Here is a 19,472-nt window from a genome sequence, read left to right as displayed (position 1 = left end):
CAAGAGCCCGTGTTGGGCCCGGTTCCCCGGGGCTGACCGGCCAACGCTGGCCAACCGTCACCCAACGGGTCGCCTGGTCACTGGCCGGGCCACGCCCGCAGGGACGTGCGGCGAACCGGCTTGGCCGAACGGGTACGCAGCCTGACGTGGGCCAGTTCCCCGGCGCGGATGGCGTCCACCAGCCTCGACTCGGCCCGGTCGCGCCAGTGCGAGGCCAGCTGACCGGCGATGCCCCACCGGGCCGCCGCCGCTTGCACCGATGCGCCTTCCAGCCGCGTTTCGGCGATGATGTTGGCGTCGTCGGCGTCGATCACCCCGATCGCCACCGCGCGGGCCAGAACGAACTCCGGGTGATCCCACGGCTGCAGCGGAGTACGCGGCCCGGGCGGCTCACTGTCGAAGGGTTCGGTGGTGACGTCGGCGTATCGCACCTTCAGGCCCGCCCGCCCGGCAGCGTCGAGCATGCGCGGGAGGATCCGCGGTTGGTCGACGTCCACCCGGCGCATCAGGCGGTCCCAGAAGGTCCCCAAAATCTCCGCATCGATATCGTCGCTGTCACCCCGGTAACCCCGCGCCAGCCCACCGGCCAAGGCCCGCAGGCCGGGCATCGCAAGGCCGACAGCCCCCAACCCCCAGCCGGGGCCGTCTTGGCGCGACCGGACGACGAGTTCCCGCCAAATCAGGTCGCGTACTTCTCGCGAGGTGTCCCGGTCGAGGAGGAACCGCTTCAGCTCGTACAGGGACATCAGGCGGTCCGGGCAGCCGGCGAACCGGCAGCCGTCAAACTGGAGAGTCGTAGGCGGGTGGACGAGCAGGTCGAAAGCGCGCTGGGCGGAGTCCAGCGGAGACTCGGGCCACTCGGAAAAGGAGGGCATCGCGATACTCCCGGTGTATGGCGGGCTGCCGCCGGCGGCGGTAGCTCTCGAGGCTCATCCACACACGCGCACCCAACGCGACCTGGCGCTCACCGAGGCTCCACGACTTCAGAAATCGGCACGCGCACGCTTGTTGTCCGCAGGCCAGAACGCTGGACCGCCTGTTGGCCTCCAGGACGCCACTCTTCGCGGGACCCCATACGGAGATCGCCGACAGGGTCTCTTTCGGCAGCTCAAGAGTGCTGTTGGCTGGCGTTGGGTAAAAATTTTGCCAATGGGGTGCGTCCGGCTTTCCGCTGCGGAGATCGGCGCGGTTCCCCGGGGGCCTCTCTGCCGCGACAATGTCCTCGCCGTAGCGAGACGTCCAGCCCAGCGCCCGGGGTCCCACGGATCTTGGTCATTCACGTACCGTGGTCCTACCTCGCCGTGGCGAGCGCATCACGGAAAGCGTTGACCGAGCAGGAAGCCGGGGGCGAATGCAGCAGGGCCGCAGGCATGAACGCCTCAAACTCGCGAGCCTGGACTTCCTGGGCGACGTTTCCGTCTTACGCGAGCAGGCCGATCGTGCGCTGCGCGAGACGGGACGTGAACTGCGCCCGGAGGAGTGCTCCGGGGCGGACCGGACCGGCTCCGTCCGCGTGGTGGTCGACACCCAACGAGAGGTCTCGGCTGTCACGATCGCTCGCGACTGGCGCAGCCAGATCGGCCCCAGCGGGCTCGCCGATGCGCTCTTCGAGGCGTACGCCGCCGCCGTGCAGGTTGCCCTCGAATTGGCGGCGCTCCTTCGTCTGCAGGCGGAGGAGAGTGGTCCTGCATCGCCGGAACGGGAACCACTGGACAGGAGCCCCGAGCGGGACGTCGACGAGCACACCTGGCTGCGCGACACCTGGCGAACTCTGTCCGACCTCGATGCAGAGCTCGACGCTGCGACTCGCTTGCCCAGGCGGACGGACGAGTCGAGCATGTCGAGCCCCAACGGCTGCCTGACGTTGCGCATCCGCGGGGGCGGCATCATCGGCATCACCGGCGACGTCCGGCGGATCGCACGGGCCGACGCGGGTCAGCTGCAGTTCGAGGCCCGTTCCCTCTTCCGCGCGTTCGAGCTGGCCAGCGCCGGACGGACTGGATCGTGAGGTAGTGAGATGGCTGACCTGAACGTCATCACCGATTCACTCCGCGATGAGGGAGGTAAGTGGCTGACGCTGTCCGACCGCGTCGCCGCCATCAAGGTCGCTGCGGAGCAGCTGCATCTCGACCCGTCGGCCTTCTTCATCGGTGACGCGAACGTCCTCATCCACTCGCTGGCATACAACGACTTCCACAACTTCATGGTCGCCGTCTTGAATGGGGCGGTGACCGAGTTCGAACAGGTGGGTAAGGCCCTGCGGCATATCGCCGACGAGTACGACCGGGCCGACGAGATCGTCTCACTCGACCTCAACAAGATCTACAAGGCCTAGCGGCCCACCGCGTGACGTTCGGAGAGGGCACGGAGCACCCCATGCAGCCAGGTACCACTGATCTCGAGTACGGGGAACCGTTCAACAAGGCGTTCGACCACATCCGCGCCGGCATCGACACGGCGATCGCCACGTTCAACGAGATCGTCGAGCAGGTACAGCAGTGGAAGTGGCTCCTCGGACCCGCAGCACTCCTGTGGATCAAGCACAGCCTGGACAGCACCAAAACGGCACTGAACGCCGTCCTCGACCGCGTCGAGCAGGCCTTGGAGCATCAACTGCCGGTGCTCTCGCTGATCCAGGTCAGCTTCCGCTGGGTCAACGACGTGAAGACCCCGGTCTCCGAGCTTTCCTCCGCCACCACCGACCCAGCGAACGAGAACCTGCCCAAGTGGACCGGCGACGCCGCGAGCGCCTACAACGCGAAGGCCCTCAAGCAGAAAGCCGCGGTCGACGAGTCCGTCGTCAAGTCGGAGTTCATCAGCCAGTGGCTGTTCACGATCGCCAAGGCGAACGTCGACTACGCCGTCGAACTCGCGAAGATCGTCACGGGGCTGGTCGGCAAACTGGCGCAGGCAGCGAGTGAAGGCGTGACCGTCATCGACCTACCGTGGGCCATCTCCACCCTCGCCGAGTCGGTCGGAGACCTGGTCACCGCCGGCCTGGACGTTCTGCTCACCATCGGCCAGCGCTTCGTCGACGCGGTGGGCAACGTCCGAGACATCGCCACGCAGGTCGGCGACCACTCGAAGCTACCCGGTGGGCGGTGGCCGGAGGCCGTCCGAGGATGACCGACGGGGGCATCACACCGTGGGTACGGCCGCCTGGGTCGCCTTGAGCAACGTCAGCGCCTTCGACGCGAGTGTTTCGGTGGCGACGTACGAGGCACCGCCGACCGCCAGCCAGACCTTCACCACCAGGTTGCCTGTGCGCGCGCGGACCATGTACTCGGCGTACTTGAAGCCGGGCTCGGAACGCCTGGTGAAGGCTTCGGCCTCGTCACCCACGCCGGTGATGACGCCGGCGGGAGTCATCACCGTCACCTGCGCCGTGGCCCGGTAGAGCAGCCGAGCCTCCTGCTCGCTGACGGGCGTGGACGCCTCCACCCGCAGATTCGCCTGATGCCCGTCCTCCGTTCGCATCTCAAACAGACACGACGCACCCGGCTGCCCCAGCGGCGGCTTCGGATCGGTGCGGGCCACCGTCAGGGACAGCTCCGCCAACGGCCGAAGATCAGTACGCTTGCACAGCTCCAGATCCTGAGCGCGATAGACGGGGCCAGCCGAGGCGGTGGGCGCGGTGGAGGCAACGCTGCTCGTGGCTGGTCCGGCGGTCGGCGCACCGGCAGGAGCCGGGGCACCGTCACAGGCGGCAATGGCGAGTACCGCAACGAGCGTCATGACAAGACGAGAAACACCGGCCGACGCAGACACGTCTCGAACATACCGGCTGCGGAGCTGGCAGACTGCCCGAGCGACGAGCCACTATGGTGCCGGGTATGACCGCCGCAGAGACCCCGGAGCACATCGCCCGGACCCGCATGGTCACCGCCCGGGCGGTCCTGCAGGGCCAAGCCGATCTTCGCACGTACCCCTATCGCCTGCTGGCCGTGGTCTCCCATCACGGCGTCAGCGGCGACAAGGTCAGCGATGCGGTTGCTGCCGCCGAGGTCCTCGGCCAGTTCGGCTGGGACCTCGTCAACATCTCGGAATTCGCCTCCAACAAGATCGTCTACGCCTTCCTGCGGAGACGGTGACGATGACTCCCGGACCCTGCTGACCTGACCCGGCTGAGCAGGTGACCGCCATCGGACCGTAGCGTTCCGTGGATCTGCTGATCGCACTACTCGCCCAGCGATCTACAGGAGGTTTAACACCCACCCGGAGCGAGGCCCGGAGGGGTGGATGCGGTGGAACGGGCCTTCGACAGGCCAGGACTGATGGCTGTCCTTGCCCGCAGGTCGCGTTGGACGCCTGCGATCGGCCCTACAGGCCCTTTCCGGTACGAGCACGTCCCGTTGACCGAGCAGTCGGGAGCCTCGACAGTTGGCGCGCGGTCAGTTGAACACCGGAAGGGCTACGACGGCGGCATGGGTCGAGGTTGCTCCGGCGTGCCGGAGGGGTCAGAGGAAGTCCCGCCAGAACGCCACCGTCGCCTTCGGGTTCCAGCGCGGATCTGTCCTGTCCATACCCGGGCCGCCGAACTCCTGATGGATGTAGTCGACCAGGTCCATGCCGTAGTGGATGATGTCGGTCTCCACGATCGAGAGGACTGGGTGCCCGACGGTTCCTCCACGCCCGGCGGGCAGGAACCGATGCCCGTAGACGGGTACCAGCCGTGGCGCCTGCGCAAGCTTGAGCCGCGCGGTCTCCAACGCCTCATCGCGGCCTGCCGGCCGATCGCCCCAGGTGTCGTGCCACACCGCGTTGTGTTCCACGTCGAAGAGCACCCCTTCCACGGGCCACTCCAGTCGCTCACGAATGGCACCGGAGTTCGCATCGCGCCAGTCCGGCCAGGGCTTCTCCCACGCATAGGAAACTCCCTCCTCCGGCTCGAACGGGACGTTCAGCGGCAGCCCTTCCGCAAGGAACGCCCGATGGTCATCGGCGAATTCGAAGCCGTACGTCCGCTCGATGCGATCGAACTCCGCATCCGTCAAGCCCGGCGCGATCTCACAACACCCGGTCTGCGCGAGTCGACGCGCGGCCTCCATGCCCAGTGGGGCACCATCACCGATGATCACGCCGGCACGATAGTGCTTCGGACCGGCCAGGATGAACCGATATCGTGCTGCCGTGACCGGCTCTGCAGGGCGTCCGCTGCTCTTCCTCGATGTTGACGGACCCCTCATTCCGTTCGGTGGACCGCAGCAATACCCAACGTGCGAGACGGGCACTGCACCACGAGAGACCAGCTCGAATCCGCTTCTGTGCAGGATCAATCCCGAACACGGACCCCGGTTGACGGCGCTACGGTGCGATCTGGTCTGGGCCAGGACATGGATGGACGACGCAAACGAGACCATCGCGCCACGGATCGGTCTGCCGCAGCTGGCGGTGGTGATCTGGCCGGAGCCGACCGACACCGACGAGCAGCACGAGCGGAACGGGCTGCACTGGAAGACCCGCGCCCTCGTTGATTGGGCTGCAGGCCGCCCCTTCGCCTGGGTCGACGACGAAATCACGGACGCCGACCGAGCCTGGGTGTCAGCACATCACGCAGGACACGCCCTGCTTCATCGCGTCGAGCCCCGCCAGGGTCTCACTGATGCTGACTACGCCGCACTTATGGACTGGCTACACAGGATTCGTGACACACCGCCGCGTGGGGCGGCCTGAATCCCCAACCAGTATTGGGTGCCGCGACACACCGACGACTCAAATCGACAGACTCACTAGGCACACCCAGATACCGGGCCGGCCGCCGCTGGTCCGACATGAGCCCAAGACCGTGCGGTTAATCCTGCGTCCGGCTGCTGCGCCGTCCGTCCATCTGAAGGCTGAGGCTTACCTCTGCGGACGGGCGTTGATCTGCTCTGCGGGTGGGAGCCGCCGGACGGGTTCGTCACCGATGGAGTAGACCTCCAGGCAGCACAGATAGCCCTCACCATCGACGAGTAGGACGATGCCGGCGTAGATCTCGTCGTTGCTGATGTCAGCCGAGACTGGTGCAGCGGACAACACCGGAGCCGGCGCTGCGGCACGGTCCACAGCAAGGTTGACGGTCGCGCAGTCGCACCCGCACCGACCCTCGACTGTGGCGAACGGCAACTGCGCACGCAACTCGTCGCGCCCACGGAATGGCACGGACAGCAGCCGCGCGATGACGTCCCGCTCGACGTCGCTGAGCGGGCGAGGTGTGTCGTCGCCGGTCATAGCGACGCCTGATGGGGCAGGCCGGCATGGAACCGCAGCAGCCGGACCTTGTCCTCACCCAGGATCGGGCGAGCACGCTCGATCAGCTTGTCGAGTTCGACGGCACGATCGCGGGTTGGACCGTGGTAGCTCGTGGCCGCCTGCCGATTGAGCCACGCGGTGAGGTCCGCCCGCGCACTGCCCCGCAACCGGTCGTCGGAATCGTCGATCAGCCGTAGGTTGGTGATCAGCCGTTGCCATGCGTTCCCCGCGATCAGTAACCGGTAGCCCGCGAACCGGACATGCGGTGCGTTGCCCGGCCTGAGTAGGGCCTCGAGCATCTCCTGGTCAAGGATGCCGAGGTCGTGGCGCAGGGCCGCCACCACCTGGCGGGTCACCGCGCCAGACTCGTCGCGCAGCAGCGGCGCCAGTTCGGCCGACCGGGTCACGCCGAGGCGACGCAATGCGCGGACCACTTCGACCCGACACCGCGCACGTGGATGCGCCAGCCACCGTCGCACCAGGCCGGCATCCTCGACGCCACCGGTCTCGCCCAGCCCGGCGATCACCCCCGGCGCCGGCGGCTCCCGCCGAGCAAGCAGGCGATAGAACTCTGCCGGATCCGCGCCGCTGCGGCGGAGCCCGGCCTGAGCGATCGCCCGCACCAGCGGATGCCGATCAGGCAACGCCGCCTCAGCAGCACCCAGATCACCGACCGCAGTCACGGCCTGCAGCGCCTCAGCCCGAACCAGCGCAGTACGGCTGACCAGCAACCCCCGCAACTGAGCCGGGTCCGTCGCGGCCTGAACGGCACCTCGGGCGCACAGGGACCGGATCGGCAGGTCATCGTCCTTCATCGCGGCCGTGATCAACCGGCTCACACTCAACAGGCCACCGGCCGTCGCGGCGCGGTACGCCGCCCGCCGGGTCCGCCGATCCCGCGCCGCCAGCAACGGCTCCAAGCCGTCCAATGGCAGGTCCCGCAGGACACCTTCGACGCGCTCGGCCAGCCAGGCGCCCCGACCTCGACCGCGCATGGCGAACGCCATCTCCGTGAGCTGGGTCAACGACCCCCGCGATGACGACAGCCAACCATCCACCGCCGCCCTTGCCCGCTGGCGCACCTCGCCCACCCAGTCGACGCTCCGAAGCGCGAGCACCGCCAACGCAGCCGGGTGCGCCTGCTCAGCCAGGTGAGCAACCGCCGCTTCGCGGATCCGCCCGTCACGGTGGCAGCCGGCCACGACCAGGCGGAGTACCTCCACCTCACCCTCAGCCAGCTCGGCCGCGAGGCTCCGCGACCAGCGCGGCGCCGACCACCACCGCTCCCGCAGCGCTTCATCCACCGCCAACCACCACCGCGCCTCAGCGGAACCAAGCGCATCCACAGCCACAGCCCGCATGCCCGGCTCACCGTCACGGGCCACCGTCAGCAACACGGCAGAGAACTCTGCGGGACTAACGCTTCGATCAGCACCCCCGGCCCCAGCCCGCACCCACTCGATCGCCGGCAGCTCAGGCAGATAGTCACGTTCAGGCGACTCGCTCGAGCTGGCAGACATAGCTCGCAGCCACCGCCGCAGCACTGTGCCCAGCGACATCGCGCCCACCGACGCCCCCGTTCCCACCGCAGGTCACCACGATCGCCGCCATTCTGTCGCCCATGAGCCGACCGAGCGAGCGCATTCACCCGTAGCCCCACGGCGACTTCACAGCGGGTGGCAACCAACCGCCAGACATGGCCCAAACCAGATAAATGATCTTCGCGGTACGGAGGAGGCAGCCAGCCGCCGTTGGGCCGAGACTCGCCGTTGTTGGGTGACGCCGCCCCGCTGTTGGGCTCACCTGGAGGCGCGTCGGTATCCCTGTTCTCCGGCTGGGTCTGCCGCGATCATTGTCGGGCACGACCCCAGAGACGACCGCTGCCGTCAACCTGCGGAGCACTGGTCGAGGGCGAGCCTCAGCGCAACACGCCGTCCGTGCCGTCGTCGTCCGCGCCCCATACGTCGTCGTCTTCCCTGAGCCAGGTGCCGTGTTGGGACTCTTCGTTGCCGTCGTCAGCCCCACCGTTCGTCCCAATCAGGCCGCCCCGGACGCCGCCGCCGACCGCCCGGGCACCCGTGCTGCCGGACCCACCCCGGCCGCCAGCGCCGACCATGCCAGGCGCCATCGCCGCACCGCCCCTGCTGGACGGACCATTGGCACCGCGCCCGGAACCACCGGTACCAGCCGCGCCACCCATCATCGAGAACATGCCGAGGCTGACCGGGCGGCCCAGGGAACCACCGCCCGGGATGTGGGCACCGGCCCCGCCCAGGCCTGCCGTCCCACCAAGACCACCGCCCCCGGCGCCCAGGCCGGTCGCGCTGGGCACGCCACCGCCGGCACCGAACCCGGAGTTCACGCCGGTGAGGGTTCCCGTACCGGCGCCTGCGCCGGCCAGGCCGCTGCTGTACTCGCCGGCCGGAGCGCCGCCACCGAGGTCGTTGCCGACGCCCGCGGGCTTGCCGCTGCCGCTTGGGGCGTTTCCGTCGTAGCCGCCAGTGCCGGAGGAGAGGTCCGGGTGGGTGCCCGGGTCGAAACCCGCCCCGCCGGAGCTGACGTGACCGGTTCCCAGAGAAGGTTCACCGCCGAGCCCGCCGGTTGAAGGCCCTCCACCGAGGCTGGCCGCCTGGCCGGCACCGCCGGTGCCCGTCGGACCTTCCAGGTCCACCCCGCTCGGGCCGCTGCCTGTGCGCTTCTCCGACAGAGCACCTCCGGGGGTTTCCCGCTCCCGGGCTGCGTAGTCGTCGCTGACCTGGTCGTAGGCTTTGCGCGCGTCCTCGGTGTTGTTGTTGAAGAATTCGCCGATCCGGTCGTTGAGCTGGCCGAGCTTCTCCATCGGCCAACTACCCGCGAAGTCGGCCCGGATGCTCGCCTCGAACAGCCCCGTGTCGATGACGATGGCACCGTTGCGGGCCGCCGCCAGGTCACCCACGCACCCCTGTGGGACCGGCATCGCGTTCTGCGCACGCTCCAGATCCTGCGCCGCGGTTTGCAGGACGGTCACGATGCTGTGCTGACCGCTGCCCGACTCCCGGGCGCCGTCCACAATCGTTTCGGCCTGCTTGGTCAGCCCTTCCATGTGCGTACGGAACGCGTCATACGCCGGCCCCTTCCAGCTCTCGCCGAGGTCGAGGACGTCGGCGTCCACCAGCCGTTTGACCTCCTCGACGTTGCCCAACAGCGCCTGCCAGCCCAACGCGGCGCTGGTGATGTCGGCCGGCCGGCCTGCTACCAGCACCTGCCGCGCCATGTCCTCCCAGCTCAGAGCGCTCACATCAGACTCCTTCCGTGCTGCTGCCCGGACCAGGGCCGCTGGCCTTCAAAGTTCGCTGCATCTCTTGCGCTGACATCTTGTTCGCGTCCTCGGCGGTGTCGTACTTGCGCTTGGCCTCGCGCAGCGCGTCAGCCGCCCGGTACATGTCGTTGGAGAGATTCGTCAGCGACTCCGAGGTCGTCCGGTGCAGAGCATGGTGAGCGGCGGCCAGGCTCAGCCCTTTGGGAAAGCCGCCCAGCGCGCCGCCCGGGCTGGCGAGCGCCGCTTCGCCGCCGAGCAGGTCCTTGATCTCCGCCATGTCGACGGCGAGCCGGCGCAGGTAGCTTGCGTGCCGCTCGATGTTGTCGGCGGCCGCTTCCAGACGGTCCGCCTCCCACTCGGTGACGTCGCGCTGACCGGGCCCGCCCACGAGCTGCGACGGCGCCGATCCTGCGCCGGCGCGGACGTCATCCTGACGGAACCCCACGGCCGGCCCGTGCGCAGCCACCGTGGCGATGGGCCGCAACGGGCTGCCCGCCGGCATCGCGTCGGCGACGCCGGGCGGCACCCGTATCCAGCCCTCCACCTGCGGTGCACTGTTGCCCTCGTCGCTCATCTCCGTCCTCCCCGTTGATCGGTCGGTGGTGTGTCAGCGCTGGTGCGCGCCGCCCAAGCCCTGGGGCGGTGCGGTCCCGGGCTGCCCAGATCCACCGGGCTGCCCCGGTAGCGACGTGGGCGGAGGGAATGGGGGTACGGGCTGCGGCCTGGGCTGATGGGGATGAGGATGCTGCGCAGCATCTGACCGCGGGGGCGGCGTACCTCCCGGCGGACCGTAGCCGGGCGGCGGGACGGCCGGGTGCCCGTATCCGGGCGGCGGGAACCCCGCACCACCCACCAGCGCTCTGCCCAGTTCGGGTCCAACCGGCGGCGCGGTGCGACGGCGCCGGCGGCGGGCGACGACTAGGGCCAGCACGACCGCGCCGAGGACGACGGCCAGGCACAGCACGCCCGCGACCATGATGCCGGTCTTGTTCTTAACCTTGATGGCGACAGCCGGCCCTTCGGCCTGCTTGCCCTTCGGGGCGGTCGTCGCTTCACCCGGCTGCGCGCCGGCAGCCAGCAGCGGGTTGCCGTCTACGGCTGGCACCGGGCGCTGCAGCGCGGCAAGCGCGTCCACCGTGCCGAAGCCGAACTCCGGGTCCCGACCCGGCACCCCCGCGTCGCGGGCCGTTCGGATAAGGCGATTGATCACGTTCGCCGCGTCCAGGTTCGGGTAGCGTGACCGCACCAGCGCGGCCACACCGGCGAGGATGGCGGTCGCCTGACTAGTGCCCGAGGCAACCGCGTAACCGTTGCCCTCCACCACCGTCGGCACGGGAGCGATGATGTCGTCACCCGGTGCAGCGAGGACCACCTCAGGGCCGACGACCGAGGCGCTGGCGAGGCCTCCCGATCGTGTCGTCGCGTTCACCGCAATCACACCAGGCGCGTTCGCCGGGGAGTCGACCGTCCGACCGCCCGCGCCGGTCGCCGCGACGAGCACGACGTTCTTGCTCAGGGCGTACTGGACAGCCTCGACGATCCGGATGCTGGCGGGCTGCTCGAAGCCGATGGACAGGCTGATCACGTCAGCTCCGGCGTCGGTGGCCCAACGGATGCCCCGCGCCACCTCACCGTCGTAGCCATTGCCCTCGCTGCCGCTCAGCGCGATCGGCAGGACCTTCGCCTCCGGCGCGACCCCCAGCTGCCGGTTCCGGTCGCCGCCCCGCCCGACGATCAGGCCGGCCATCGACGTGCCATGGCCCGCCTCCTTGTCCCGGTCGACCCAGCCTTGCGGCGACCCCGCCGGGGCAGCACCGGGGCGGCCGGCCAGTTGGCCGGCGAGCGCCGGGTGCGTCGCGTCGACGCCGCTGTCGATGACAGCGATCGTCACCCCCCGCCCCTTGGTGATCTCGTGGGCCTGCGGGATCTGCAGCGCGTCGATATACCACTGCAGGCCGCGTACCGTGTCTGCCGCCGACGCTGGAGCTGGCACGCCCACCACCCCGGACCCGACCACCACGCCGACCATCGACACGGCGACGGCGACCTTCAGCACCGATCGGCGACCCTTACCCGTACGCACGGCACTCCCCGAACCTCATCGACTCGCTACGCGTGCGGCTTCGGTCCGGCTCGAACCGGACCGGAGCCGCACGTCTGATTTTCCCAGCCCGCACCTTGGTTGGCGTTGCTCATCTCGGTGCAAACGTTCTCTGCACGGGCAGCGCCGACGGCGCCGTCGACCTCGTTCAGAATCGTGCCGACGTCCCGGACGGAGGTGCAGTCGCTGCTCCGACCTCGAACACCCCGTTCACGCCCTTCCGTCTCTTGTGGCGGCGGATCCGCGACGCGAACCTCCACTGCATGGCCGCAACCAACCCGGCCGCGGCGCAGGTGAGACGCTAGCGCAACGCGTCAAGATCCCGCCACCCTGTGTGACCAGCTGAGCCGGCGCCGCACCTCGTGCAGGTGATCCGACGGTTGTCATCCACGCCAGACTCGTCGGCAACCCGCCGCGGCAGTCCGGCACCGCCGCCGGACCGGAGGTTGGCCGACCGTTGGCCAACGGTTGGCCAACCGTTGGGTAGCCAACTCACTGCTCCCCCAGCAAACCCACCGTCACGACCGCTCTTGGTGGTCGTGAGCACGGGCCAGCCGGTGTGGAAGCCACCCACCGATGACCAGATCCTCCGCGACACCCGAGAATCCCAACGGGCCGAACCCGTCGTCCCGAGACGGCAGACCCGACCCATACGCCGACAGCTCCACCTTCGACCACCACCGCGACTTCCTTCACGTCGACGTCATCGTCGGTGGCTCGCCGATCTGGATATCGGTGTGGCGCAGCGGCGCCCTTGGCGAGATCAGCGAGTCCACGTTCCGCCGCCTGCTGGCGCGTCGGATCATCGCCGTCTACAGTCGGCGCGGCGCGACCGTGGTCGACTTCGACGCCGACCCGACCGTTCGCGACGAGAGCATTGCCGCAGGCCGCACCTACCGCCCGGTCACCCATACTGCGGACCTGGCCGACCTCGACACCGTGGAGCAGGTCGACCTGGTCGTATTGCGCTGGCCACGACCCCAGCCGCTCGCGCGACCCAGGCCGGCCAAGCGTGCGGTGGCCGATCTCTTCCATGCCCTCCGGCTGGTCATCACCCCGGACGGCTTCGCGCTCCTCATCGTCGAGCAGCGTCCGACCCAACCGGCGCCCACCGAGGTCGTGAACCTGGCCGGGCTTGTCCCCGAGGCCCACGCCGGCGGGGTGAACTACCTCCAGCACATCCTCGCGATCACCACACCAGTAGGCCTCACTGCGGACAGCGCAGACGCCACACGCTCGGCGGCCAATCTGCACGGCTCGCCGACTGCCCTGCACCTACTGGTCTTCGTCGTACGGGCAGGCCACCGTGACTGACCAGCCGGAGGCTTCCGCCCACCACCGCCCGTCGCGTCGCCGCCCAGCCCGTCCGCGGGTACGGCCGATCAGCTACCGGCAGGCGTGCGCCTACATCAGCGCCCACCACCAGCAGCTCGAACGACCGCAGGGACACACGTTTTCCCTCGGACTGACCAACCACGCCGGCAACCTGATCGGAGTCGCAATGGTCGGCCGTCCCGACGCCCGCCACCACGACGACGGCCTGACCGCCGAAGTCACCCGCCTGGCAACCGACGGGCCACGCAACGCCTACTCGGTCCTGCTTGCCGCCGCATGGCGAGTCGCCCGACGCATGGGCTACCAGCGCATGATCACCTACACCCACACCGACAGGCCCGCCGCCGGCCTACGGGCCACGGGTTGGAAGGTCGTCACCGAAACGCCTCCCGCGCACGGGCGAAATCGGCTCAGCCGGCACCGAGCGCCGCGCCGCACCGGCGACGCAACCCGCACACATTGGCAGGTCACCACCGAGGACTGGCGTACCCGAACCGAAACCGCCGACCGCGTCCCCCGGCAGGCCAGAGAGGAACAGGGCCCACGGTGACCGGCCACACCGCAGCCGCGCACGCACCGGCGGATCGGTTGCTCAACCACCGCGACAGGCTCATCCGCACCCTGCGGCCGGTCCTCGCCGAATGCTCGACCTGGAGCGTCACCCGATGGCGATAGACGCAGGAAAGATGCTTGCTGGTCTGCCCGCTCCGTGGCGCGGTTTCCTGGAGGACTGGCATCGGTCACTACGGTCCGGGAACTATCCGGAGACGACCCGCTACAACTATCTGCTCGCCGCGGCACAACTGGCCCGCTACCTGCAGGACCGTGTGGCATCGGCACCTGACACGTCGGAGGCAGCACACGATCCCACTGCCGTGGCCCGGGCACACGTGGAGGAGTTCCAGGCGTGGATGGTGGAGACTCGCTCACCCGCAACCGCCCTGAACAAGCACAAAGCTCTGCAGCAGTTCTTCAAATGGCTCGCGCTCGACGAGGAGGAGATCGATCGGTCGCCGATGGAGCGGGTTCGGCAGCCCAAGACGCCGCAGAAGCTGATCCCGATCATGCGTGACGACGACACGCGACGCATCCTGGACACGTGTCGCGGCCGGGCGTTCGTCGACCGTCGAGACGAGGCGATCATCCGCCTGCTGTACAACACGGGAGCACGGCTGTCCGAGGTCGCCAACCTTCATGTTGACGACGTCAGCCTCGCCGACACAGACACCGTCCGCTACCACGGCAAGGGCGCCAAGGACCGCCGGGTACGGCTGGGACCCAAGACGGCGCGGGCCATGAGCCGCTACCTCCGAGCACGGGCCCAGCACAAAGGATCGCTCCTGGCTGAACTCTGGCTCGCGGATCGAGGCATACGGGCACTTGCCGCCAACGGCATCAAGCTCATGCTGAAACGTCGCGGCCGACGCGCAGGGGTTCCCAACGTCCACGCCCACCGCTGGCGGCACAACTTCGCCCACGAGTGGAAGCGCGCCGGCGGCGACACAGGCGACCTGATGCTGCTGCTCGGTTGGACCTCAGACGACATGCCCCGGCACTACGGCGCCAGCGCAGCCGCCGAACGCGCCCAGGAGAGCCAATCCCGCGTTGGGATCGGTGAGCGTGTCTGAGCCCGAAGAGCGGACAGCCGGGTCGACGGGTCTGACGCCGGAGCAGCGTCGACGCCGGGCACGCATAGCCGCCCACGCAAGCTGGGCCAAAACGACCGACCGTCGCGCCCGTACGGCAGCGGGGACGCAGGGCTTCCTGGATCGCTTCGATCGACAGGTCGACCCCGAGGGCCTGCTCGATGCAGATGTACGCGCGGAAATGGCACGACACGCTAGGAAGGCGTACATGTTGCAGCTGGCGGAACTGTCCCGAAAGTCCCGCCGTCGGCATACAGATCCGAGTGCATAGGCAGGACCGGGTCCCATCGCCGCGGGGGCGGCGGTGCCGTCCGGTCAGGCTAAGTCGAGGCATCGCGGACGCACATGTGGATTTCGGCCAAAAGGACGCGTGGTGTTGCGTCGCCGATCGGGCAGAATGCCCTACGTGAGCGCGTCAGCACCACGCCGGGTCGAGGAGAGAGCCGTTCGGCTCGACTACGGGCAGTTCTACCTCTGCGGCAATCCATCGCCCAATGCCGACACAACCCTGCTCGAACAAGCGATCAACGGCGCGGGCATCGCGGCAGACGACCACGGGGTCATCGTCATCTCCCCTCACCAAAACAACTTCGAGATGCCGTTCCGTCTAGAGGTGTGGGACGACCGACCGCTTGACGATCACGAGGATTGGGAGGAGGCCTTCGAGGCCAGCCTTTTGGTCGTCGATGACGTGCTTCGCTACTTCAGCCCCACGGACGCCGTCGCCAACTTCGAGGTGCCGAGCGGTCGGTATGCCGCACGAATATCGGGTCGGGGGTTCATCAACCGCGGCTGGCCCGGCTCGATCACCCCCGGCGACAGGTGGCGGGTACAACTCTGGCCGTCGGCCGGCGACATCCCCGCGCGCCGGCTCAAGGAGTGGCGTCATCCTGCCGTCTGAAGGCAACTCACAACGGGCCGAGACACCGCTTCCGAAGAAGCAATCGACGCTCGTCTTACGCCAGGAAGCGCGGCCGAACCCCACCGCTGGCCGAAGCTGTCCCTGTACGCCGGCCGGCACGAGCCACCCGTGACACCCCTCCGCAGCGCACGAACGGCGGTAGATTCCCTGCACGTGATCATGGGCTATGAAAGACATGTTGTCGGCCCGACCGATGCCGTTGGCTGAGTCGGCGTTATCGTGCAGCGCATGGTCGTTCCCGGTTGGCTCGACGGACGACACCCGGACCTCCTACGACACGGTGGCGGTCAGCTACGCCGACCTGCTGCGCGACGCTCTCTCCGACGAACCGTTCCAGCGGGGCATCCTTGCGCTCTTCGCCGAGCTGGTGCGGGCCCAAGGGAACGGGGCGGTCGCCGACGTCGGCTGCGGCCCGGGCCGGCTCACCGCATACCTGCACCGTCTCGGCCTGGACGCCTTCGGTGTCGACCTGTCACCCGCGATGATCAAGATTGCCCGGCGGGACCATCCCGGCCTGCGTTTCGAGGTGGGCTCCATGACCCGCCTCGACCTGCCCGACGACTCTCTGACCGGCCTGCTTGCCTGGTTCTCCCTGATCCACGTTCCCGACGAGAAGGTACCCGCGGTCCTCGCCGAGTTCCGCCGGGTGCTGCGGCCCGGCGGAGTCGTGCTGCTCGGTTTTCACGCCGGCGACGGCAGTCGACTGAAGACGGAGGGCTACGGCGGTCACCCGATGCACGTCTACGTGCACCGCCGCCCGCCGGACGGGGTCGCGGCCTGGCTGGACGCCGCCGGCTTCACCGTCGAGGCCGAAATGCTGCACCGGCCAGCCCCGAACGTCAAAGGCGGGTTCGTCTTCGCGAACCGCTGAAATTTGCCGAGGCACCCGTAACCGTGGATAGCGTTGATCTCATGGTCATCAGCTGACTGGCAGCACAGGGACGTGGTCGATGTCGTCGTCCCAGTAGCGGTACCTCGTCTTGAGAAGCGCTTCGATAGCCGCAATATCTGGGGTTACCTGGTTGACCTGCAGTCCCCAGGAGTTGGCAGCCGAGATCACGCCAGTCGCCAGGAATGTGCCGAATTGTTCCCTGATCTGCCCGTTGGATGGCATCGGGTCGTCGGCCTGTTCCTCCCGGATGAGGTCGTCTTTCGTGACCCGGCTCGGGACACTGCCGGTACCGACAAGCATCCGATGGTTGAGGACGAGGTTCGCGAGAGCCATCAGCAAGTGCCACTCCCTACGGCCGTCTGCGAGCAGGTCAGCAAAGTGCTCTCGTAAAGATGCGTCTCCCATGGCTTGGGGCAAGGTATGACGGGTCATGGCGCTCGCGTTGGTATAGCGCTCCTTGATCATTCGCTCGGCTGCGTCCCAGTCGTATCCCGGCCCAGGCGTGGTCGGAGCCGCCAGCGCGACAGCTCCAGTGAACGGGAATGGCTCGGTGGTATCGCCGAGCGGGTCCGCGTGTACGCCGTCGGTGGGATCCGCCTCGCGGGTGAAAAAAGCGGTCATCCGGCGATAGCTGTCGGCCGTGGTCAACTTGTGGGCAAGCCCACGACCCAGCGCGCCCTCGACGATCTTCATGAACGCGCCTTCGGGTAACAGTGAGTTGTGCCCGAGGATCTGCACGAGTATCGGTAGGAGCTGGCCGTTGATCTCCTCGGGTGATTCCGGAGCCTCCGACGGCAGGTGAACTTTCCACCGTGAGCAGGTGTTGTCGGGAATCGGCTGGGCTCGTTCGGCCGGCTCGTCACCGGGGGCGAAAAGCTCGCAGTCGATGTCGACGGTGGTCGGCAGCAGCACCGGGTCTGCTGTCGCCAGCTCGACCAGCAGGATTTGCGCTGCCGCGCAGAACTCCTCGGCCGCTACCACCAGGGGCCTGGCATTGCGGCAGCGGACACTCCAGCGCTGGCCGAGCGCCTCGAACTGGAACACCCGGATCGGCGCCGCGTCGCAGAACGGTGCACCACTCAGGTCACGTTCGGCCTGGGCTCGCCAGGTCCCCTCATCCCACTCCCACTGGGTGCGGTCCTCAGCCAGCAGACCGTCGACAAAGGGCGCCAGTCCGGCGTCAGCGATGAGTTGAGTGACCGGGCCAGCCAGCTGTGGTCGGTGCCGGGCCGCGGCTTGGATCATCGCTGCGTGTGCCGTCGCTGTTGGCAGATCCTGATGTCGTTCGAAGTCCCAGGGATCGGCCGCGAACTGGGTGTGGAGCACGACCGCGGCGTGGGTCATCCGCAGTGCCGACAGCCAGGCGCCGGTCGAGTGGTCGGCGTTCGCGGCCGCGAACAAACCAGCCGGTACAAGGTCGGTAAGGTCGCGCTGGGGTAGCACGCCAGCTAAATAGGCCACCGACAACCCGTACTGCTTGGCGGCCAGCGGCATCGCGAGCTCGCTGTAGACGCGAGAGATAAACCGCATCGAGAGCAACGCATCGCGCATCGTGTCGCCGTGCCACCATGCCACCTTCGCCTCGTGCAGATCCCGCAGCGCGGCCGGCCAGTTGCCGCTGCGGCACATCGAGATCGCCCGTGCGCGGCAGCGTTGCGCCTTGGCCGCATCGCCGCTCTGGCGGCTGGTCACCTCGTCGAGGCCGCCTCGCACACGGTCGTAGAGGGGGTGATCTGCCAGGATAGGAGCGATCATGTCGAAATAGTTCGCCAGCGAGTCGACCGGGTAAGTCGGTGCCTCGGCCAGCAGGCCAACGAGCTCCGCCAGGCACGACATTGCGTGACCAACGTCCACTAGTGGCACCCAAGCCGGTATCTCGGCGATGCCTTCCAGATCGTCGGGCGCGTCACCCGGCAGATCCAAGATCGGATCGCCCTCCGGCCAGCGTTGCGGTAGCGCGCCGTAGTCGATGTGCAGGGAGAGGCTCGCGGCAGCATTGAGGAGCCCTACCCGGCGTCCCGGGGCCGCCGTGCCCTCGAGCAGCGTCGTCAGATGTTGGCGAAGCTCGGTCGCCCAGTTGCGTAGCTCGTCGTGGTCAAGCGCGGCCTCGCCGGCGAGGGTCGCTGTCGTGGCGTACTGAAGCAGGACGCTTGCGTCCAGCAGCGCCGCCGGCGCTGCCATGGACGTGATTTCGGCGAAGAACGCGCGGACGTGATGCTCGGCCGGCCGCAGGTCCCCGGTGCCACGCAGCGTCGCCCGGGCGATCTCGTAACGGGCACGTTGCGCAGTGTCGCTATCCGGGCCGCCGGCAAGAAACTGCTCGACCAGACTCAGCCATGTGGCCAGATCCGACCGGGCTTCCCTGGTATCGGTCGCGTGCCGTAGTCCTCGTACCAGCTGCGAAAAGTCCCCATGGTTGACCGGAACACGCTCAGCCACAGTCCACTGCAGCTTCAGCGCCGTATACCACCCGGGAAGCGGCGGTTCCCCCGAGGGTGAGGGCGGACGCAGGTCCGCCGTGAGCCGCAGGTAAGTCTCGGCGATCCAGAAGATGTCGGGACCAGTCAGCAACTCGGCGATCGCCAGCCCGTCGAGGATCTCGAGTTCCACCTGGTAATTGTCTCGTGCGAACTTCTGTAGATCGTGACGCTGGGCGACCGGGACCGGCGACGAAGCGAAGAAGTAGACGCGTTGCACCTCGGTGCCCTGAGTGCAGATCGACTTCAAATCCGATTTGATCTTGGATTTCAGGTTGTCCCGTTGCAGGGTGCAGGCGAAGACAACGGTGTCCGACGTTGCAAGGCCGAGGAAGCCGGTGGCGAACCGTAGGCCGGTCGCCAGGTATGTGTGGAAGGTTTCGAAGTCGCGGCCCTGGTCGCCGCCGGCCGCGACAGGGCCGGTTGCCGGCAGCACGTTACTTACGAGACGCGCCTTGGACAGCTCGCGGCAGAGGTGCTCGAACTCATGATGGGCGTCATAGGCACTCAGCTCGCTCAACTCGAAGCTGATCCGGCGAGCAAGCAATGTCGGCGTCGCCACCCGTATCC

At 68.2% G+C, this 19,472-nt stretch carries 19 protein-coding genes; 10 read left to right on the top strand and 9 right to left on the bottom strand.

Annotated elements, in window-relative coordinates; all coding sequences use genetic code 11:
* Window positions 1–77 precede the first annotated feature (77 nt).
* Window positions 78–746 carry a hypothetical protein gene (locus tag ACGF3C_RS19550; protein WP_393223736.1) on the bottom strand — a complete coding sequence of 223 codons (669 nt, stop codon included), beginning with the start codon at window positions 744–746 and terminating at the stop codon, window positions 78–80.
* A gap of 605 nt (window positions 747–1,351) precedes the next feature.
* Between ACGF3C_RS19550 and ACGF3C_RS19545 the strand changes: the two genes are divergently transcribed.
* From ACGF3C_RS19545 to ACGF3C_RS19535, 3 genes are read left to right on the top strand one after another with little or no spacing between them, the layout of a single operon-like run.
* Window positions 1,352–2,008, top strand: a complete 657-nt coding sequence (locus tag ACGF3C_RS19545) for a hypothetical protein (RefSeq protein WP_393223733.1) — start codon at window positions 1,352–1,354, stop codon at window positions 2,006–2,008.
* 9 nt (window positions 2,009–2,017) lie between these two features.
* Window positions 2,018–2,335, top strand: coding sequence for a hypothetical protein (locus ACGF3C_RS19540; RefSeq protein WP_358130312.1), 318 nt, complete (start codon window positions 2,018–2,020; stop codon window positions 2,333–2,335).
* 41 nt (window positions 2,336–2,376) lie between these two features.
* On the top strand, window positions 2,377–3,126 hold the full coding sequence (locus ACGF3C_RS19535) for a hypothetical protein (RefSeq protein ID WP_393223729.1): 750 nt from the start codon (window positions 2,377–2,379) through the stop codon (window positions 3,124–3,126).
* A 12-nt stretch (window positions 3,127–3,138) separates the two neighbouring features.
* On the opposite strand, the gene ACGF3C_RS19530 is transcribed toward ACGF3C_RS19535, so the two are convergent.
* Window positions 3,139–3,768 (bottom strand): hypothetical protein, encoded by a 630-nt coding sequence (locus ACGF3C_RS19530; RefSeq protein WP_393223726.1) that lies wholly within the window; start codon window positions 3,766–3,768, stop codon window positions 3,139–3,141.
* 65 nt (window positions 3,769–3,833) lie between these two features.
* On the opposite strand from ACGF3C_RS19530, the gene ACGF3C_RS19525 reads away from it, so the two are divergent.
* Entirely contained in the window at window positions 3,834–4,091 is a 258-nt protein-coding gene (locus ACGF3C_RS19525; protein WP_112730643.1) for a transcriptional regulator, read from the top strand.
* Between the two features lie 366 nt (window positions 4,092–4,457).
* Here ACGF3C_RS19525 and ACGF3C_RS19520 read toward each other — a convergent pair whose 3' ends face one another.
* Window positions 4,458–5,078 carry a hypothetical protein gene (locus ACGF3C_RS19520; protein ID WP_393223723.1) on the bottom strand — a complete coding sequence of 207 codons (621 nt, stop codon included), beginning with the start codon at window positions 5,076–5,078 and terminating at the stop codon, window positions 4,458–4,460.
* Between the two features lie 31 nt (window positions 5,079–5,109).
* Here ACGF3C_RS19520 and ACGF3C_RS19515 point away from each other — a divergent pair, with 31 nt between their 5' ends.
* Window positions 5,110–5,673: an HAD domain-containing protein gene (locus tag ACGF3C_RS19515; RefSeq protein WP_393223720.1), complete on the top strand. Its 564-nt coding sequence runs from the start codon at window positions 5,110–5,112 to the stop codon at window positions 5,671–5,673.
* A gap of 168 nt (window positions 5,674–5,841) precedes the next feature.
* Here ACGF3C_RS19515 and ACGF3C_RS19510 read toward each other — a convergent pair whose 3' ends face one another.
* The 5 genes from ACGF3C_RS19510 to ACGF3C_RS19490 form a co-directional block, all read right to left on the bottom strand.
* Entirely contained in the window at window positions 5,842–6,210 is a 369-nt protein-coding gene (locus tag ACGF3C_RS19510; RefSeq protein WP_393223717.1) for a hypothetical protein, read from the bottom strand.
* Window positions 6,207–7,790 (bottom strand): hypothetical protein, encoded by a 1,584-nt coding sequence (locus ACGF3C_RS19505; protein ID WP_393224468.1) that lies wholly within the window; start codon window positions 7,788–7,790, stop codon window positions 6,207–6,209. Before ACGF3C_RS19505 ends, ACGF3C_RS19510 begins: the two co-directional genes overlap by 4 nt.
* Before the next feature lie 359 nt (window positions 7,791–8,149).
* The gene (locus ACGF3C_RS19500; RefSeq protein WP_393223714.1) at window positions 8,150–9,508 is read right to left on the bottom strand and encodes a WXG100 family type VII secretion target; all 1,359 of its coding nucleotides are present in this window, start codon (window positions 9,506–9,508) and stop codon (window positions 8,150–8,152) included.
* Between the two features lies 1 nt (window position 9,509).
* Entirely contained in the window at window positions 9,510–10,103 is a 594-nt protein-coding gene (locus ACGF3C_RS19495; RefSeq protein WP_393223710.1) for a hypothetical protein, read from the bottom strand.
* A gap of 33 nt (window positions 10,104–10,136) precedes the next feature.
* Window positions 10,137–11,612: a S8 family serine peptidase gene (locus tag ACGF3C_RS19490; RefSeq protein ID WP_393223707.1), complete on the bottom strand. Its 1,476-nt coding sequence runs from the start codon at window positions 11,610–11,612 to the stop codon at window positions 10,137–10,139.
* A gap of 594 nt (window positions 11,613–12,206) precedes the next feature.
* On the opposite strand from ACGF3C_RS19490, the gene ACGF3C_RS19485 reads away from it, so the two are divergent.
* From ACGF3C_RS19485 to ACGF3C_RS19465, 5 genes are all read left to right on the top strand, one after another.
* The gene (locus ACGF3C_RS19485) at window positions 12,207–12,944 is read left to right on the top strand and encodes a hypothetical protein (protein WP_393223704.1); all 738 of its coding nucleotides are present in this window, start codon (window positions 12,207–12,209) and stop codon (window positions 12,942–12,944) included.
* Window positions 12,937–13,515, top strand: a complete 579-nt coding sequence (locus ACGF3C_RS19480) for an XF1762 family protein (RefSeq protein WP_393223701.1) — start codon at window positions 12,937–12,939, stop codon at window positions 13,513–13,515. Before ACGF3C_RS19485 ends, ACGF3C_RS19480 begins: the two co-directional genes overlap by 8 nt.
* Before the next feature lie 91 nt (window positions 13,516–13,606).
* Window positions 13,607–14,593 carry a tyrosine-type recombinase/integrase gene (locus tag ACGF3C_RS19475; protein ID WP_393223698.1) on the top strand — a complete coding sequence of 329 codons (987 nt, stop codon included), beginning with the start codon at window positions 13,607–13,609 and terminating at the stop codon, window positions 14,591–14,593.
* A gap of 424 nt (window positions 14,594–15,017) precedes the next feature.
* Window positions 15,018–15,512 carry a hypothetical protein gene (locus tag ACGF3C_RS19470; RefSeq protein ID WP_393223695.1) on the top strand — a complete coding sequence of 165 codons (495 nt, stop codon included), beginning with the start codon at window positions 15,018–15,020 and terminating at the stop codon, window positions 15,510–15,512.
* Between the two features lie 187 nt (window positions 15,513–15,699).
* Window positions 15,700–16,404 (top strand): methyltransferase domain-containing protein, encoded by a 705-nt coding sequence (locus tag ACGF3C_RS19465; protein ID WP_393223693.1) that lies wholly within the window; start codon window positions 15,700–15,702, stop codon window positions 16,402–16,404.
* A gap of 48 nt (window positions 16,405–16,452) precedes the next feature.
* On the opposite strand, the gene ACGF3C_RS19460 is transcribed toward ACGF3C_RS19465, so the two are convergent.
* Window positions 16,453–19,464, bottom strand: coding sequence for a hypothetical protein (locus ACGF3C_RS19460; RefSeq protein ID WP_393223690.1), 3,012 nt, complete (start codon window positions 19,462–19,464; stop codon window positions 16,453–16,455).
* Window positions 19,465–19,472: the final 8 nt, after the last annotated feature.

It is taken from the genome of Micromonospora sp. NPDC047762, from assembly GCF_043204655.1.
GTDB lineage: Bacteria > Actinomycetota > Actinomycetes > Mycobacteriales > Micromonosporaceae > Micromonospora.
The sequence above is the reverse complement of the archived record's forward strand: the minus strand, read 5'-3'. Positions and strand labels throughout refer to the sequence as shown.